This is a genomic window from Asaia sp. BMEF1 (assembly GCF_051628905.1).
Classification (GTDB): Bacteria; Pseudomonadota; Alphaproteobacteria; order Acetobacterales; family Acetobacteraceae; genus Asaia.
Window position 1 is genome coordinate 293,117 of record NZ_CP157575.1, and the last position, 15,350, is coordinate 308,466.

Consider the following 15,350-nt stretch of genomic DNA (forward strand, 5'->3'; position numbering starts at 1 on the left):
GTTATAAAGACGCTTCGGAGGGGCATATCGGTAAGGGTACCAAGAACCCTTATTCATACTGCCTTTCTTACGACCTGCGGCCCCTCTTCATCCGTAAGACGATACCTGTACGCCGCGTCTTCAGATTGATCGCTTCAAATGTCACAGCTTCGCGCTCGGCGGTTTCAGGAAGAGCCAGCCCCTCTCTCCCACGTCGACCATCGCCGTTAGCGAAAGCACGTCCGCTCTAGATCCAGCAACGGGCACCGTGCATTTTCAGACTCTACGGCTGTCGCTGCGCCATGTGCGCATAGGGGAGCAAGGACAAATCACTCAACAAGCGCGTCTATCGAACCCTGAATCATGCCAGCGCTACAAAATCAGTGGGCCTCGAACGAAAATCGCAGTTGGGCTTGGCTCATACTCAGGCAGCACATCGCCTAAAGATGTTGTGAATGTGACGTTTCAGTTAAATGCCGCGATTTATAGTGAGGATCACAGCCAGGTGATCGTCCTTGTGACGAGGTCCATTTTGTCATCAAGGAATAGTCATGTTGCGACTGCGAATATGCGCGTCATTTGCGACGGCCCTTACGGCTGTATCCCTGTTTAGCTCGACCAAGTGTCTCTCTGCCGAGCAAGAGCAATTAACCCTCCAAATGCCGAGCCAACCGCTCAGCCGCGCGATCGCCAGCCTCGCTAGGCTGGGCAACCACGAGATATTGTTCACTGAGACGAGCCTCAGTGGAAAAATAGCTCCCGCCTTGAAAGGACAATTCGGTTTTGACGAAGCCTTGCGTCGTCTAACCGTCGGCGCGGGGCTTGATATCGTCAATGACCCGAGTGGTATCACCATTGTTAAGGTACCGCAACAAGGAGGAAAGCTTCCAACCGCTCTGCGCTCTGAGCACCGTCCATCAGTAAACGCAGAGACGATGGTTGTACTGGGTACTGGTCAATCGAGGCAGGTCCAGACCCTGACTCGTTCTGAGATCAGAAAGGCTGCTCCGGGAACGTCACCCCTGGCGACTCTCTCAGAGCTGCCGGGGGTGAATTTCCAGTCCTCAGATCCGCTTGGTGCTTACGAGTGGGCGCAGCAGATCACAATCCGCGGTTTCTTCACTGACCAACTTGGATATACGCTTGACGGCGTCCCTTTGGGCAACATGCAGTATCGCAATAATAATGGACTTGCGATCGGGCGCGCGCTCGAAACCGAAAACAACGGTCCTGTGACCTTGGCGCAAGGGACCGGTGCATTGGGTACCGCCTCGACCAGCAATCTGGGCGGGACAATCCAGTTTTCGTCAATCGATCCTACCGATCGATACGGCGTGGACGTTGCAGGCACGGTCGGCAGTTCCAACACTTGGCGCGGTTACACGCGACTGAATAGTGGACTTCTTCCCGGCGGCGGGAAATTTTTTGTCAGCTATGATTATCAATATGCCGACAAGTGGAAAGGTTGGGGGCAGCAGAAGCAACAGCAGCTCAATTTTAAATATATCCAGCCGATCGGTCAGGCGGTCAAGGCGACCACCTATTTGGACTTCGATGACCGACGTGAAGATGATTATCTGGATCTATCCAAGAGCCTGATCAGAAAATTTGGATATGATCATGACGACATCACAAACAACTATGCACTAGCCGAGCAGATTGCGCGCGCATCGCAGGCTGGACAGGCTCTTCCGGCTCCGTACACGTCCCCCGACGACACGTATTATCGCGGCGGGGGGGTGCGACAGGACATGGTAGGTTACGAGAAGATCGACTATCATCTGGACTCTCATCTCGCTGGCTCGACGACGGTCTACGGTCATTACGACCGCGGTCCAGGCACGTGGTCCGATCCCTACGATCCCACACCGGCTAATCTCGGCGGGTCTCCCCTCTCCGTCTCGACAACAGAATACCGAATGCAGCGTGAAGGCGTCTTGACGAGCCTGGTCTATTCTCGCTGGAAACACAGGATTGAGGTAGGGTTCTGGTTCGAAAATAACCTCTTCAGTCAGGCAGCAAAACTTTATCCCCTGCAGAACGGAGTCGAACCAAAAAATTTCCAGAAATTCTATGAAAATCCTTTCGATGTACAGTGGCAATATACTTTTCGCACCCATGTCTATCAATTCCATCTGGGCGACACGTGGTCGATCACCCCGAAGCTACGTCTAAACGCAGGCTTCAAATCACTGATATCGAACAGCTCGGTCAGGACCGAGCAGAGCGCCAATCCGATCAATGCCTCGATTTCGGCATCGAACGGCTTTCTGCCTCAGGTAGGGCTGCTTTATCGAATCAACGCGCACCACGAGGTGTTCGCAGACTTCTCGCGTAATATGTCAGCTTATACAGCCTCTGCTTCGACAGGCCCGTTCTCGACCACCCAGGCGGGTTTTGCTTATGTCAGCAAAAATCTTAAGCCGGAGACAACCAATACCGAGGAACTGGGCTATCGCTTTCATAACAGCCGCGTCCAGGCGTCATTGACGGGATATTACGTCGAGTTTCAGAACCGCCTGCTGGCCTCATCGAAAAGCTCCGTCATCGTCGGTAATCAGAATGTCCTTGAGAACGTTGGTAGCGTGACATCACGCGGGGTCGAAGCTGCTGGGAACTGGCGCTTCCGAGACAACTGGTCCGTTTACGGGTCGTGGTCCTATAATGACGCCCATTATGACGATGATATCCGCTCCGCAGATGGCTCGATCTTGCCAATTTCCGGCAAGCAGGTCGTTGGTGCTCCCCGTAACATAGGCAACTTCAAACTCGCTTATGACGATGGGAATTTGTGGGGGCAGTTCGGTGGTCAGTATATGAGCCGAAGATTCTACACCTTTCTCAATGACTCACCGATTGCTGGGCGGGTGATTTTCAATCTTGCAACCGGTTATCGCTTCAAACGCGGGGGAATTCTGAGGGGACTTGAAGCTCAAATCAACGTCGTCAATCTTTTTGACAAGCAATACATCTCAAGTATCGGCACGACGGGCTTCAAAAACAGCGACCCCTCGGGAACCTACCAAACCTTGCAGGCTGGTGCGCCGCGTCAGGTGTTCTTCACGTTGAGCAAGCATTTTTTCTGAACCCGCGCAAAAGCGTTCTCTCCTTCGCGGAAAAGATTTTCAGAACCATGCCGCATGTCGGTTCACTTGTCCTCGCATGAACCGACGTGGCGATGTGCCTACCCAAGGACCAGATGAAAATGAAGATGCCTTTCTCCCGCCGTTCGTTCCTCGTTACAGGGGGCGCTTTGGTCTCCGGGCCACTGCCCGCATCAGCTCAACTCGCGCCAGTTGCCCGGACGCCGACGGGCGACCCAAAATTTTCTTTTCTTTTTATCACAGACGCCCATCTCCAACCGGAGCTCGACGCCCTGAAAGGTTGCCGCATGGCTTTTCGCCAAGCTGCTCAGGAGAACGCGGATTTTGTCCTCCAAGGCGGAGATCATATCTACGATGCTATGGCTGTCCCGATGACGCGCGCTCGAAAGCTCCTTGATCTCTACGAAATGACTGAGCAGGAGCTTGGAAAGAAGGTCTATCACACGGTCGGTAATCACGATTGTTTCGGCGTCTATCTGCAGAGCAAAGCCTCCATTACCAATCCGGATTTTGGCAAGAATTTCTTTCGACAGAATTTTGGGGAGACCTACTATGCATTTGAACATAAGGGGGTCCATTTTATCGTGCTGGATTCCATTGGTATCACCGATGACCGTGATTACGAGGGACGGATCGACGTCACTCAGCTTATCTGGTTGAAAGCGTATCTTTCCTCAATCCCTAAAGCTGCGCCAATCATCCTTTCTACTCACATACCCCTGGTAACGGCGTTCTATACCTATGCGGACGAGAGCCCTGCCCTTTTCAAACATCATGCCATGAGTGTCATCAATACCCGGGAGGTTCTGGCTGCGTTGAAGGGATATAATGTGTTAGCAGTCTTGCAAGGTCATACGCATGTTCTCGAATATGTGCGCCACAACGGAATTCTGTTCATCACGGGCGGCGCTATCAGTGGCAATTGGTGGGAGGGGCGCCACCTGGGAACACCAGAAGGTTACATGATGGTTCACGTGGACGGCAGCGAGATCCGCACGGAATACAAGACTTACGGATTTCATGCTGTCGAACGCCACGATACAGAGTAGTGTTAGCTTTTCTGCCGGATATGACAGCCAGCAAAAGGATCTCGGCGATCGCCTTATAGGTAATGATGCCAGGCTCCAGTCCGGTGCTGTCACGTTAATTCGGGCATAGTAGAATCGGGCGATGAGAGCTACAAGCGACACCGATTTCCGCGCGAACTGATGGTGCATGCGGTGTGGCTGTATTTCCGTTTCCGACTGAGCTTTCGTTTTGTGGAGGAGATGCTGCTCGAGCGGCGGACCGGGGTCTCGTATGAGGCGATCCGTCGATGAGTCTGAAATTTGGTGCGGCCTATGCTCGCTCCCTGCGTCGCAAGGCAGCAAGACCGGATGATATCTGGCACCTGGACGAGGTGCGGATCGTGATCCGTGGCCAGCCTTACTGGTTGTGGCGGGCAGTGGATCAGGACGGGCATGTTCTCGACGAGATCCTTCAGACACGAAGGAACACCAAAGCAGCAAGGCGTCTGCTGACACGGCTTTTGCAGCAGCAGGGTTTGCGCCCCATGCGGATGATTACTGACAAGCTGAAACCCCACGGGTCTGCCAGACGCAAACTTGGTCTCCCGATACGGCACCTGTCGCATAAGGGGCTGAATAACCGGGCAGAGAACAGTCAGCTACCGTTGCGCAAGCGTGAGCGCATCATGCAGCACTTCCGTTCACCAGGCGGATGTCAGCGTTTCGTGTCCGTCTTCTCTGCGATCCGAAATCTCTTTGTCCCGCCCGCCTCCATCACCACCGCTCTTTCGCGTCACATCCATCGTTCCAAGTCTTTCGCCCAAGGGAACAATACAGAATAAGCGCCTGTCTTGGCTACATGATGCTATGCTGCTTCATACCCGCCGCTCCACGGTATCTGCCCGGTTCGGGATTCCGAAATGCTGAATGCACAGATTGCTCATATGTACTCTGGCCTGGGCAAGGTCGAAGGTGCCCTGCATTCTCATCAGCGTTTCGGCTCGCACGCCAAATGCCTTCTCGAAGCGTATCGCCATCTCCGCAGTTAGTCCGCACCGTCCATTCAGAAGGGCACTGATCGCCTGGCGGGAAACGCCCAGATGCTCGGCGACAGTGTTAATCCGGATATTCTGAGGCTCAAGAAGCTCGGTTCTGATCCAGTCCCCGACATGGATTGCGAGCGAGCTATGCATTTTAAGCGCCATGGTAGTCCTCCAATGCCATATCGCAGGGTTGCCCCTGCTCATTGAGACGAAAAGTAAGCCGCCAGTTTTTAGTGACGGTCATGGACCAGGTGCCTTCCCGCTCTCCGATCAAAGGATGCAGGCCATAATTTGGAGGCACCGTGAGCTCATCAAGTGATTCCGCAGCGTCGATGAAGGCGAGCATCTTCCGTAATCGGTTCACGTCGCCGACCAGCCCCTTAGTATTTCCCGTCTCAAAAAAGCGTCGGAGGTCTTTGGGGTTGATAATCTCGATCTCCATGCGTGTAAGGTAATGCATTACATTAACGATGTAAAGATTCTCGTTACGTCGAGCGCATGGGCGGTTAGGGTGATAAGATCGATGATCAGAGAAAATGGCTGTTTCCTGCCATTTACCTACTTCCATTTCTTTTACTTATCGGAAGTAGGTTCGAAGGGCGCGAAACGGCGACGGGTGGGCCCAAAAGCGTGCCTTAAAGGCTCGCTGAAAGTGGGATGCGGATCGTTACTCTGTTCGCTTCAAAATGTACGGAGCCGGATAGCGCTCTTCGCAGCAAAACCTATCTCCGAACATAGGAAGCATCTATCCCAGTTTCTGATCGTCACTCTAGACAGGCCTGTAGCGCTTGAGCCAGGAGGCTGGCCACAGAGGATGATTTTGGTCGAACCAGCGAGGGTTCATACAGCGCAACTCTCAGAACCGCAAAACCAATGACGTAGGCAGTTGCCAGCGCTGCCCGTTCTTCGGCTGCATCGGTCGAAAGCTTCCGCGATAGCGGCACGATAAATCCGTTATGCAGTGCACGTGAGAGGATCGGGGCAGCAGACGGGCTCCCAATCGAGCGCAAGAGAAACTGAAACTCATCAAACTCCGGTTCATTGTCTTTTATGATCGGCTGAAGCAGATGATCCGTGATGCGCGAGCCTATCTGATCCAACGGTCCATCAAATGGCGCTTCGAGGCTGAAGGCTTCTTCTGCAATTTGAGCAAACAGCGCTTCTTTCGAGCCGAACAAGCGCGACACCATCGCTGGGTCGATGTCTGCGCTCGCGGCGATCTCTCGTACACCTACGGAGTCATAGCCAGCCCGGCTGAAAGCGTGACGGGCAGATGAGAAAATAAGTGATCGCGCCTGGTCCGCTGACAGCCGGCTCCGCTTCTTTTTATCAACGATCGTTGACATTATCATATTGGCATCCTTATTCCTTGTCTACATTCGTTGATAAATGGGGATGATGGACATGCCAACCCGGTTCAAAACGCTGGTCACCGGTGCCACCAGTGGTATCGGCCGTGGAACTGCTCTGCATCTCGCTGCGCAGGGGCACTATGTTATCGCAGCGGGACAAAACCCGGCGCGGCTTGCCGATCTGTCTCGCGCTCTCGGCCGAGACGGAGAGACGCTCAAGCTCGACGTTGCCGATCTGGACGCAGTCGCGACGGCGTTCGGCGGGCTCGGTCGTCAAGGAGATGGGCTGAGTGGCCTCGTGATCAACGCAGGGGTCTCACACGCGCCGGATCCCGCTGAACTTGATCTGCCCGCTTACGACCGGCTCATGAATATCAACGTTCGCGGCGCAGTCATGACGTGCGCTCACGCTTTGCCTCTGCTGCGCAACGGTGCCTCCATTGTTTTCATTGGGTCGGTGGCGGGGCGGCGGGGGCAACCTGGTAATGCACTTTATGCGGGCAGCAAGGGCTTTATCCGCGCCTTCGCACGCACGCTTGGCACCGCACCGGACATCATGGAACGTGGCATCCGTGTGAATGTGGTCTCCCCTGGACCAATCGAAACTCCGATGACGGAGCATGCGACCAATAACCCCGAAATACGAGCCTATGTGGAAGGCATGGTTCCAATGCGGCGTTGGGGACACGCGTCTGAGGTTGCTGCGGCAGTGGCCTTTTTTCTGTCGGACGCTGCAAGCTTCACGACAGGGGCTGACCTGACAGTCGACGGTGGCATGAGCCATGTCTGAGACCAGATCTCTCATCAGTGATTGCCGCGTCGTGATTGTCGGCAGTGGTCCGGCCGGGCTTACGATCGCCCGTTTGCTTCAAATGCGCGGGGTCGAAGTCATGGTGCTGGAACGCGACCCATCTCGCTTTGCGCGCGGACAAGGTGGCTCGCTGGATTTGCATTTAGAGTCTGGACAGCGCGCGCTCGCGGTAGCAGGACTGACGGAACAGTTCTTGCGACGCTCCCGCCCTGAGGGACAGCTTTCACGTGTGTTCGATAGTCATGGCGTATTGCGATTTGAATTTCGTGCCGAGGATGATGAAACCAGTCGTCCTGAAATCGACCGGGCCGCTCTAAGAGATCTGCTAATCGAGACGCTCGCACCAGGCTCGATCCGTTGGGATACGCGTATTTCGAGTATCACCCGGTGTGACGAAGAACAGTGGGAGCTTTCATGTCAGGGCGGCAAGCGCATTAGAGCCGATCTGGTGATCGGAGCAGACGGGCTGCATTCTGTCATTAGGCCAATCGTGACCGACATCGGAGCTATCTATAGCGGAGTCACCTTCATCCAGAGCTGGATAGATGACGCCGAGCAGAAGCACCCCAGACTTGCGGCTCTGGCCGGGCCTGGGAATGCCATGGCGTTAGGGAACAACAAGGCCCTCATGATTCAACACAACGGAGACGGTCGGCTGTGCGTATATGCGGCGCTTCGGGCCAAAGAAAAGATCGCACATGATATAGCAGGGTGGCGTGATAATGAGCGTACGCGCGCATTTCTGCTACAGAGCTTCGATAGGTGGCCGCAGACATGGCGTGATTTGCTGGTTAACAGCGCAGCGATTTTTCAACCCTGGCCGCTATATTGTGCACCGGCTCTCCAGAGATGGCGGAAGACGACTAACCTAACGCTGATCGGAGATGCAGCGCATGTTATGCCACATTTCACGGGTAAAGGGGCCAATATGGCGATGCTGGATGCGCTGGAACTAACAGAATATCTGTTCGATGCCCGTTTCCAGACGATTGATGCCGCACTGAGGGCGTTCGAAACGCATATGCTTTCGCGCATGGAGCCGCTGATCAGGGATACCTTGGCTTCACAGGACCTCATGTTGGCACCTACCGCCCCGGAGGGGCTCTTGGCGGCCTTATGCAGGGACTGAAGATTGATCGGGCATCCGTGCCGCTTCTGCTTGACGATCCCCTCTGTCATGCGAAAGCGTCTGCCCGAGGACTTTCGTCTGATGTTCCAGTGGATCGCCCGAGACGGCTTCAAGGCTGATATCCCCGCTCTGCGGCACGAGTACCCGGTATTGCTGACGCTCGAGGACTGGGCGCTGCAACGCGCGTAGGATAGCCGCGAACGTCTGTCGTAGTCTGCTGATCGGATCGGTGGATAACGCGTAGCGAGACAAGATTGCCGAGAGACGAAAATTGACAAGCTTCTTTCGGTTTTTGACTCCCGGTTGCCTCTATTACCGGTAGTGCGGCCAGTGGGCGCAAAATATTGAAGACCGAGCTTATCATGCAGCCAGGCCCGGAGGAATTTTAAGCGCGCGATCTCCTCAGCGGAACCAGACAGTTTTGGCTATCGGTTTTTTTTTTGGAATGGTCGGCCTAGGGTTCAGATCGAGTGCCGCAAAGATTTGTTCATAGCACAGTGGACGTTTGTCCCGAAATGATGGGCGCAGTCGCATTCAAAACCGGAGCATAAAATTCGATACCACACGTTCGAGAGATAATCCTCTGCATCTATGAAAAGGAAGCATAGTAGTACATGTGACCGGCCTCTCTCTAAGGGCAGCATAGAGAGACCGATTTGTGTGAGTAGTACTCTGACGATGATGATCTACGCTCCTCCTTTGAGCCAGATTGCGGAGACCGTGCTGCTTTTATGGAACGTAACGGCGGAAGTGAGTGGACAGTCGCCTGATTTCTTTGCAGCCCGTATATTTATAAAGAAGATACTCTAGCGAGTTCATTCTCCAGTTTCAGTCTTCGCGGGGCGCAGCACGTCCGCGCTTGATCCCCGCACGATGGGATTTGCCGTCCATCCGGCGCGCGCGCGCCGCTCGCCCCGGGCGCGTAGGAATCCTGAACGCCTGACGGTGGGCAGCTTCGCGGATCATTGTGGTCAGACGTTCAATTGCGTCCTCGCGATTGCGGATCTGCGTGCGGAAACGCCGGGCCGTAATGACGACCACGCCATCTCGCGTCGCCCGGTTTCCAGCGATTTTCAGCAGTCGTACGCGCACCCGTTCAGGCAAGGACGTGGAACGCGCGGTATCGAAACGTAGCTGTGCTGCGGTCGCAACTTTGTTGACGTTCTGACCGCCGGGCCCGGACGCCAGAATATAGCTGATCTGAAGTTCGTCATCGGCAAGAGACAGGCCGGGGAGAATGGGAATTGCCATGACGCGCCCCATAGCATATCGCACCGCGAAATGCCCGCATGCGCTGTGTCTGAAGCGTTCAGGCGCTTCCCTAAAGAGGTCGATTACCCCGCATCCTCCCCTATGTGCCGGCCGCAGAGCATGCCTCTAACGCTATCGCATTTGGGCGCGATCGAGAGCGAGCGACCCCACTGGCTTCGCCATATACATTTCAAATAAGAAATTTAGGGTGCCCTTGGGTAAGTTCATTGTGATCGCGAATACTTTCATCGATTAGAGAACTTTCAGGTGCCCGCTTTGTATCATTGTCCCTTGGTGCGGCTCAAGCATTTCCACAATAAACAAGAAAGCGCACCTCAGAGACTGCTGACTCTCGCCGATGTACTCGAAGCCGTACAGCTGCGCCGCCTTCTTTGCGGACGCTTGCGGGCGTGAGCAGGTAGCCGCAGAGCGGACATCGCGTCTGAATGTATAACATGACAATCATACCCCGACATCCGAAACCGTTGTCCGAGCGACGACCGCGATCATCTCGCGCATCCACCGGTGCAACGGATGCGTGGCGGTGCGATCATGCCAGGCCATGGCGATGGTAAAGCCCGGGACGCGGATCGGCGGCGGCAGGATCTGCAACGCAAGGCCACGTCCCTGCACGATGCGGCGCGGCACGAGGGCGACCATGTCCGAGCGGGCGACCATCTCCGGTACCATCAGAAAGCCTGACGCCGAGAGTATGACGCGTCGGGCATGTCCCAGGGCCGTCAGCGCGACATCGGTCGGTCCTGAGAACCCGCCGCCCTCGGGGGAGACGATGATGTGTTCCAGGCTGCAAAACGTCTCGAGGTCAAGCCAACCCTGCAGAACCGGATGATCGGCCCTGCCGATCGAAACGTAATCTTCATCAAAGAGCGGCTTCATGCGCAAGCCGTCTGGAATGTCTTGCGGTATTGTCAGATACAGGTCTGCAAGGCCCTGTTCGAAAGGACGAATTCCGGCCTCAATGTTGGCGGTACGCTAGGCGATCCGTATCCCAGGCGCTTCCTTCCGCAGACGAAGGACCAAAGGCATCAGCACGGCGTACTGAACGTAGTCGCTGGCAACGATCGCGACAGTGCCCTCAGCCGTTGAGGGAACGAACGGGTTTGCGGTGGCCACCACATCGCGCACGCCGTCCAGGGCAGCGCGCAACGGCTGCCGCAGGGCGATGGCGCGGGCGGTCGGCACCATGCCGCGCGGCCCGGGCAGCAACAGTTGATCACCCAGCACGATCCGCAGTCGCGCCAGCCGCGCCGAGAGGGCGGGTTGGCTGAGGTTTAGCCGGCGCGCGGCACGGGTGACGTTTTGCTCGGTCAGCAGCACGTCCAGCGTTGCAAGCAGGTTGAGATCGAGGGATCCGATATCCATTCAGTGGATAGCAACACACAAATCATTCGATTTCAACAATACCTTATATCGGCGCATCATCCTCAGATACAGACCACGTAAGACATCGCCGACATGAGTTGCATCTTGAACGTCCAGGCCTATCGCGATCCCTGCGAGGCCTGCGATGAAATCGATGCCGTCTACGGACACCCGGCGATCGACCGTTCCTTTCCTTTCGCAGAGCTCAACGACGCCGTCCGGCTACAGAAGAGCGGCAGGCACTCCGGCAACGTCGTTGCCGAACTCTGATCAACGTATACAGTGGGAGCATCGGACCATGAACATACTTATCGTTTACGCGCATCCTGAACCCACTTCGCTGACACGGCAGATGGTCGACGTGACCGCCGAGACGTTGTCGGCAGCGGGACATACCGTGGTTCATTCGGACCTCTACGGCATGAAGTGGAAGGCGGTGTACGACGCCGCCGACTTCCCCATGCGTGACAACCCCGAACGTCTGTCTTTCATCGCGGAATCGGGACACGCTTACGCAAGCGGGCATCAGACGCCCGACGTGATCGCCGAGCAGCAGAAACTGCTCGCGGCTGATGCAGTGATTCTGCAATTCCCGCTGTGGTGGTACGGCGTGCCCGCGATCCTGAAGGGCTGGATAGAGCGGGTCTATGCCTTCGGTTTCGCTTACGGCTATCACAATGGCTCCAACCAGTACCGCTTCGGCGAGGGTATACTCAAGGGCAAGCGAGCGCTGGTTAACGTGCAGGCCGGCGGCCCAGCAGCCGATTACGGCCCGCGGGGCATCAACGGGCCGATCGAGCAACTGCTGTTCCCTTTGACTCATGGCGCGCTGTTCTACCCCGGCATGGAGGTGCTTCCAACGCATGCGGTCTACGGCGCGGGTCGCGTTTCCACGGCGGAAGAAGTGCAGGCGATCAGGGCAGCTTGGCGTAAGCGTCTTGCCGGGCTGTTCACAGACGCGTCGATTCCTTTCCGGTTACAAAACGGCGGTGACTTCCCCGATCACCACACCATGGCCGACCACGTCGCGCCGGGCCAAACTGGCCTCGCCGCGCACTTTTCCGACCGGGCCGACCCATGAAAAGCGAAGAAGCGCGGGCCGCGCTGCCGAGATGCTAAACCATAGCAAACCTAGACGCTGGCTGCGCTGGCATCAGAAGCCGCCGTTTGATCGCCACTCGCGCGAAATGGCACAATTTCACATGGCGCCGTCGGCTGCTTCCGCCTCATTGCAGACGTCAGGTTACGATCTTTGGTTTGTTCGAAGCAGACGTTGCCAGCAGCGCGCGAGAAACAGTCTGCACCAATCCTTTTGCAGTTTCGTAGCGTTCGATCGGCCGTCCTCAGACCTTTTCGGGACCGAGGACCTAGCTCAGGATTCTAGCGTCTTGGTCAAAATTTTATGACGCTTCAGCTTAAGGACAAGCAGAAGTTGAATGCCAATTAGAACACCTTCGGTCAGTCCCTTAGCGAAGTCGGACACATGCACGTTGCCAATAAACGGAAGTATGATTGCTGGGATCATGACGAAAAACATTAAACGGCGCGTTTTGGCGTCTTGCATGTGATCGATCCTTATCTTGCTACGATGACCGTAAGTAGATTTCATGCGAAAATAAAGTTTTTTCTAGGTGATCACGCTTAATCCGGCAACATGCGCAACGCGCTAAGTGGATCGCGCCGGGACTGGAAAAACGTCTGCTTTTGACCGCTCGAATCGAAAAGCCGACAGATCGCAGTCCCCCCATAGCTGCCGCCTCGCATCAAACCTAACTCCTCTCACCACGTTTTCTGTCCCGGAAGCGGTCATTATCGTGTCGGTGTCAATCAGACCGGCCGAGCCGCCCGATCACCCGTCCCGGAACCTCCGTTTCCGGAATGCCCTCGCCCGACCGAAGCCGAACGCGAGGCCGTGGCCGCGATGATGGCCGAACGCCGGGCCGAGGTGGCCGAGCGCGAAGCGCGTGAGACCAAGATCCGCAAGCACGGCAGCTACACGCCGCCAGGTGCCGAGGGGCTGACCGGCTGGGCGTTGCTCGACGCACTTAAAACCGATCTGCCGAACCTCCACGGGGATTTGCTGACCGTGACGCAAGAGCGGGTCGAGGAAATGCAGCGCCGGTTCGAGGCGGCAGAACGGTTCATGACAAGCGAGGCGCAGGCATGAAAAACCCAGCAAAGCCGGCCAATTTCGGTGCAAACGGGACTCGGGGCGTGGTAATGTCGGGCATGAGCGAAACGACGAAACGCACCCTCGGCGCGGACATGATCGATCTCCACGTGCCGTAGGCCAAGCACATCGATCCGACGCACATCGCGGCGCGTCCCGTTGATCAACAGGCGATGAGAGCGTCGAGGTTGGGCGCTGACGGCGGTGCAAAGCGCGAGACGACAAACTTTCAACAGTGGAAATTGGAGCGAGCTGTGCGGAGTGGAAAATGGCCCTGACGGTTTATAGCCGTTCCGACTTTGGCGTTTAATTTACCGGTCTCGAACTCGTGCGCGAAGTATGGCGCGGTCTCGCGTTTGAAGGGCGCTGAGATGCCCAATGCAACAATGCCTCTGCCCTTCCCAGCTGAAAGGGGCCATAACATCCTACTCGGATGGGGCTTAACTCCAGACGATGCGCCCAACTTCTGGTACGAAGCAAGTAATCATAGATTCCGGTTGGCTCTCGTATGTCAGCCGCACCTTTTTTGACGTTGCCAAACCCAACGCTGTCAGAAACTGCTCCAACTGGCCCAATGATGTAGGACTATTGATCTCGCGCGGATCCAGGTCGAATTCAATTTCTTCTCGGTTGAAGAAATGGCATTTCAGGCGCAACCCACCAATGACATAACACGCAGACACGGAACGGTGGCCACGAAGGGCGAGTGCCTCTGCCACATCGAGCGGTGGGGTTCTCAATACGCCATCAATAATAAAAGTGAGGTTATCGGGGTCCGATGAAACAATATTCCAAACGCTTATCCAGTCGTTAATATTGCAGTCGTGAATGTATACGTCTCGAAGGGAGCCATCGTACGCAAATCTCGGGGAGACTTCTGACCATTTCATGAATACAGAATAATGATAAAGACGAAATGGTGCAATTGAGAAGTTTATCGTCTAGTATGACCCTGGCTCGCATTTAGGCATACCTCGTGAGTACCCTCCCCTTACCCACTTGGCGCGACCTCGTGGACACGCTCGCCAGCCGAGACCCCGACCAGCGCGTCACCTACGACGACCCCGGGTTCTGGATCAGGCTTTGGTTGCACGGGGGGTATGCTGTGGCGGTTTTGGTGGAGCTCTGAGACGGACTTCCTCGTGCCGGTGGCGTGTCTCTGCTGTGGCGGGGGCTGGATGGGACCGCGTTAGGGCTCATCCGCCCACAAGCCGCCATGAATTTATTGCGTTAAAAGCTCAGTATTCCACGAATAATCATGTAGATTGAGAATGTTCTGTTAACCAAAATTTGGCGCATTACAATTCTGATTTCGTAGGACAGATGCAATGCGCTCATATCGACCACTCGCCGCAGCGGCTCTAGTTGCATCCCTGTGCTCATGTCATAAAAATTCCGAACAGTCAGCCGAGTTCACCTTGAAGAGCGTGAACTGCCATACCTCTGACAAGTCAGGGGTGTGCGCGGAAAAATACGGCGGGGGAAGCTTCGAAATCGCCGAAATCCCTGAAGAGTACCGGGAGCAGTTCCTAAGCGAGTGCGGCGCGAATCTCCCATGTGACGTTGTACTGTCAACGGCTCAAGGCGGGGGAAGCAGGCAAAATATCTGCAAAATCACGAGGTTTGCATGGGGGCTCACCGGATGAAGGCAATGGCGTAATTCGGCCATTCTCGCCCGCGATAAAGCCATTTTCTAGTAGGATTACTGAGTGTCTGGGTCCGGTCACTGACTGCTGTTCCGTAATGTGACAGGCGTATGAATTATTCCCGAATCGCAATAATTAACTTTGCGTTCGTTACAAAAGGGCGTATGCGCCCCGGCCATGACGAAATTTGTCCTCCTCATATGCGCGACGGTCCTTATGTGGGCGGCTACTTGCCTCCTCCAGTTCCTTGACCTTGAGGGAACCTGTCGTCTGCAGGATCGGCTTTTACTCATATCCGACGCCATGCTTGTCGCATGCGTTCTGGTGCTCTTGGCAAGGGTGGTGAGACCCAAGAAGCGCCCTGTGCACAGGTAAGGGCGTGAATATGGCCCGCTTAGCCTAATCTGATTATTCTCTGCACCTCACGAGTGATGTTTTGCGCTACTTATCTTCAAAGGTGTTCGAAAATTATTGA

The 15,350-nt window shown here is 55.5% G+C and carries 16 protein-coding genes and 1 pseudogene; 9 read left to right on the forward strand and 8 right to left on the reverse strand.

What is annotated here, in order from left to right; all coding sequences use genetic code 11:
• Nucleotides 1-530 precede the first annotated feature (530 nt).
• The 3 genes and pseudogenes from ABHV46_RS01225 to ABHV46_RS01235 all read left to right on the forward strand — a co-directional run bounded on the left by ABHV46_RS01225 (nucleotide 531) and on the right by ABHV46_RS01235 (nucleotide 4,932).
• Entirely contained in the window at nucleotides 531-3,065 is a 2,535-nt protein-coding gene (locus tag ABHV46_RS01225) for a TonB-dependent receptor domain-containing protein (protein ID WP_438382370.1), read from the forward strand.
• Between the two features lie 119 nt (nucleotides 3,066-3,184).
• On the forward strand, nucleotides 3,185-4,132 hold the full coding sequence (locus tag ABHV46_RS01230) for a metallophosphoesterase family protein (protein WP_438382371.1): 948 nt from the start codon (nucleotides 3,185-3,187) through the stop codon (nucleotides 4,130-4,132).
• Nucleotides 4,133-4,237: 105 nt separating this feature from the next.
• Nucleotides 4,238-4,932 (forward strand): annotated as a pseudogene (locus ABHV46_RS01235) (IS6 family transposase).
• Between the two features lie 33 nt (nucleotides 4,933-4,965).
• On the opposite strand, the gene ABHV46_RS01240 reads toward ABHV46_RS01235, so the two are convergent.
• The 3 genes from ABHV46_RS01240 to ABHV46_RS01250 form a co-directional block, all read right to left on the reverse strand.
• On the reverse strand, nucleotides 4,966-5,295 hold the full coding sequence (locus ABHV46_RS01240; RefSeq protein WP_438382372.1) for a HigA family addiction module antitoxin: 330 nt from the start codon (nucleotides 5,293-5,295) through the stop codon (nucleotides 4,966-4,968).
• Complete coding sequence (locus tag ABHV46_RS01245; protein WP_438382373.1) at nucleotides 5,285-5,575, reverse strand: type II toxin-antitoxin system RelE/ParE family toxin; 291 nt, start codon at nucleotides 5,573-5,575, stop codon at nucleotides 5,285-5,287. The genes ABHV46_RS01240 and ABHV46_RS01245 overlap by 11 nt, the downstream gene beginning before the upstream one ends.
• Nucleotides 5,576-5,897: 322 nt before the next feature.
• Nucleotides 5,898-6,479, reverse strand: a complete 582-nt coding sequence (locus tag ABHV46_RS01250; RefSeq protein WP_438382374.1) for a TetR family transcriptional regulator — start codon at nucleotides 6,477-6,479, stop codon at nucleotides 5,898-5,900.
• Between the two features lie 58 nt (nucleotides 6,480-6,537).
• Between ABHV46_RS01250 and ABHV46_RS01255 the strand changes: the two genes are divergently transcribed.
• Genes ABHV46_RS01255 through ABHV46_RS01265 form a run of 3 tightly spaced genes read left to right on the forward strand, consistent with a single transcriptional unit; the run spans nucleotide 6,538 to nucleotide 8,614 of the window.
• A complete protein-coding gene (locus ABHV46_RS01255; protein WP_438382375.1) occupies nucleotides 6,538-7,275 on the forward strand; it encodes an SDR family NAD(P)-dependent oxidoreductase in 738 nt (245 codons plus the stop codon).
• Nucleotides 7,268-8,425, forward strand: coding sequence for an FAD-dependent oxidoreductase (locus ABHV46_RS01260; RefSeq protein WP_438382376.1), 1,158 nt, complete (start codon nucleotides 7,268-7,270; stop codon nucleotides 8,423-8,425). The genes ABHV46_RS01255 and ABHV46_RS01260 overlap by 8 nt, the downstream gene beginning before the upstream one ends.
• A 48-nt stretch (nucleotides 8,426-8,473) precedes the next feature.
• On the forward strand, nucleotides 8,474-8,614 hold the full coding sequence (locus tag ABHV46_RS01265) for a hypothetical protein (protein ID WP_438382377.1): 141 nt from the start codon (nucleotides 8,474-8,476) through the stop codon (nucleotides 8,612-8,614).
• Between the two features lie 639 nt (nucleotides 8,615-9,253).
• Here ABHV46_RS01265 and arfB read toward each other — a convergent pair.
• The 3 genes from arfB to ABHV46_RS01280 form a co-directional block, all read right to left on the reverse strand.
• Nucleotides 9,254-9,676, reverse strand: coding sequence for an alternative ribosome rescue aminoacyl-tRNA hydrolase ArfB (gene arfB / locus ABHV46_RS01270; protein ID WP_438382378.1), 423 nt, complete (start codon nucleotides 9,674-9,676; stop codon nucleotides 9,254-9,256).
• Between the two features lie 462 nt (nucleotides 9,677-10,138).
• Nucleotides 10,139-10,579 (reverse strand): LysR substrate-binding domain-containing protein, encoded by a 441-nt coding sequence (locus tag ABHV46_RS01275; RefSeq protein WP_438382379.1) that lies wholly within the window; start codon nucleotides 10,577-10,579, stop codon nucleotides 10,139-10,141.
• 90 nt (nucleotides 10,580-10,669) lie between these two features.
• The gene (locus tag ABHV46_RS01280) at nucleotides 10,670-11,059 is read right to left on the reverse strand and encodes a LysR family transcriptional regulator (RefSeq protein ID WP_438382380.1); all 390 of its coding nucleotides are present in this window, start codon (nucleotides 11,057-11,059) and stop codon (nucleotides 10,670-10,672) included.
• A gap of 93 nt (nucleotides 11,060-11,152) precedes the next feature.
• Between ABHV46_RS01280 and ABHV46_RS01285 the strand changes: the two genes are divergently transcribed.
• Together ABHV46_RS01285 and ABHV46_RS01290 are read left to right on the forward strand one after the other, a co-directional pair.
• The gene (locus tag ABHV46_RS01285) at nucleotides 11,153-11,329 is read left to right on the forward strand and encodes a hypothetical protein (protein ID WP_438382381.1); all 177 of its coding nucleotides are present in this window, start codon (nucleotides 11,153-11,155) and stop codon (nucleotides 11,327-11,329) included.
• A gap of 28 nt (nucleotides 11,330-11,357) precedes the next feature.
• Nucleotides 11,358-12,140, forward strand: a complete 783-nt coding sequence (locus ABHV46_RS01290) for an NAD(P)H-dependent oxidoreductase (protein ID WP_438382382.1) — start codon at nucleotides 11,358-11,360, stop codon at nucleotides 12,138-12,140.
• A gap of 291 nt (nucleotides 12,141-12,431) precedes the next feature.
• Here ABHV46_RS01290 and ABHV46_RS01295 read toward each other — a convergent pair whose 3' ends face one another.
• Nucleotides 12,432-12,623, reverse strand: a complete 192-nt coding sequence (locus ABHV46_RS01295) for a hypothetical protein (protein ID WP_336947488.1) — start codon at nucleotides 12,621-12,623, stop codon at nucleotides 12,432-12,434.
• A 357-nt stretch (nucleotides 12,624-12,980) separates the two neighbouring features.
• Here ABHV46_RS01295 and ABHV46_RS01300 point away from each other — a divergent pair, with 357 nt between their 5' ends.
• Nucleotides 12,981-13,226: a hypothetical protein gene (locus ABHV46_RS01300; protein WP_438382383.1), complete on the forward strand. Its 246-nt coding sequence runs from the start codon at nucleotides 12,981-12,983 to the stop codon at nucleotides 13,224-13,226.
• 443 nt (nucleotides 13,227-13,669) lie between these two features.
• On the opposite strand, the gene ABHV46_RS01305 is transcribed toward ABHV46_RS01300, so the two are convergent.
• On the reverse strand, nucleotides 13,670-14,119 hold the full coding sequence (locus tag ABHV46_RS01305) for a hypothetical protein (protein WP_438382384.1): 450 nt from the start codon (nucleotides 14,117-14,119) through the stop codon (nucleotides 13,670-13,672).
• Nucleotides 14,120-15,350: the final 1,231 nt, after the last annotated feature.

Excerpts from the sequence above, each read along its gene's own strand:
- ABHV46_RS01290 (WP_438382382.1), top strand. The coding sequence starts at position 11,358 with ATGAACATACTTATCGTTTACGCGCATCCTGAACCCACTTCGCTGACA.
- ABHV46_RS01295 (WP_336947488.1), bottom strand. The coding sequence starts at position 12,623 with ATGCAAGACGCCAAAACGCGCCGTTTAATGTTTTTCGTCATGATCCCA.
- ABHV46_RS01225 (WP_438382370.1), top strand. The coding sequence starts at position 531 with ATGTTGCGACTGCGAATATGCGCGTCATTTGCGACGGCCCTTACGGCT.
- ABHV46_RS01305 (WP_438382384.1), bottom strand. The coding sequence starts at position 14,119 with ATGAAATGGTCAGAAGTCTCCCCGAGATTTGCGTACGATGGCTCCCTT.
- ABHV46_RS01300 (WP_438382383.1), top strand. The coding sequence starts at position 12,981 with ATGATGGCCGAACGCCGGGCCGAGGTGGCCGAGCGCGAAGCGCGTGAG.
- ABHV46_RS01240 (WP_438382372.1), bottom strand. The coding sequence starts at position 5,295 with ATGGCGCTTAAAATGCATAGCTCGCTCGCAATCCATGTCGGGGACTGG.
- ABHV46_RS01260 (WP_438382376.1), top strand. The coding sequence starts at position 7,268 with ATGTCTGAGACCAGATCTCTCATCAGTGATTGCCGCGTCGTGATTGTC.
- ABHV46_RS01245 (WP_438382373.1), bottom strand. The coding sequence starts at position 5,575 with ATGGAGATCGAGATTATCAACCCCAAAGACCTCCGACGCTTTTTTGAG.
- arfB (WP_438382378.1), bottom strand. The coding sequence starts at position 9,676 with ATGGCAATTCCCATTCTCCCCGGCCTGTCTCTTGCCGATGACGAACTT.
- ABHV46_RS01230 (WP_438382371.1), top strand. The coding sequence starts at position 3,185 with ATGAAGATGCCTTTCTCCCGCCGTTCGTTCCTCGTTACAGGGGGCGCT.
- ABHV46_RS01250 (WP_438382374.1), bottom strand. The coding sequence starts at position 6,479 with ATGTCAACGATCGTTGATAAAAAGAAGCGGAGCCGGCTGTCAGCGGAC.
- ABHV46_RS01265 (WP_438382377.1), top strand. The coding sequence starts at position 8,474 with ATGCGAAAGCGTCTGCCCGAGGACTTTCGTCTGATGTTCCAGTGGATC.
- ABHV46_RS01280 (WP_438382380.1), bottom strand. The coding sequence starts at position 11,059 with ATGGATATCGGATCCCTCGATCTCAACCTGCTTGCAACGCTGGACGTG.
- ABHV46_RS01255 (WP_438382375.1), top strand. The coding sequence starts at position 6,538 with ATGCCAACCCGGTTCAAAACGCTGGTCACCGGTGCCACCAGTGGTATC.
- ABHV46_RS01285 (WP_438382381.1), top strand. The coding sequence starts at position 11,153 with ATGAGTTGCATCTTGAACGTCCAGGCCTATCGCGATCCCTGCGAGGCC.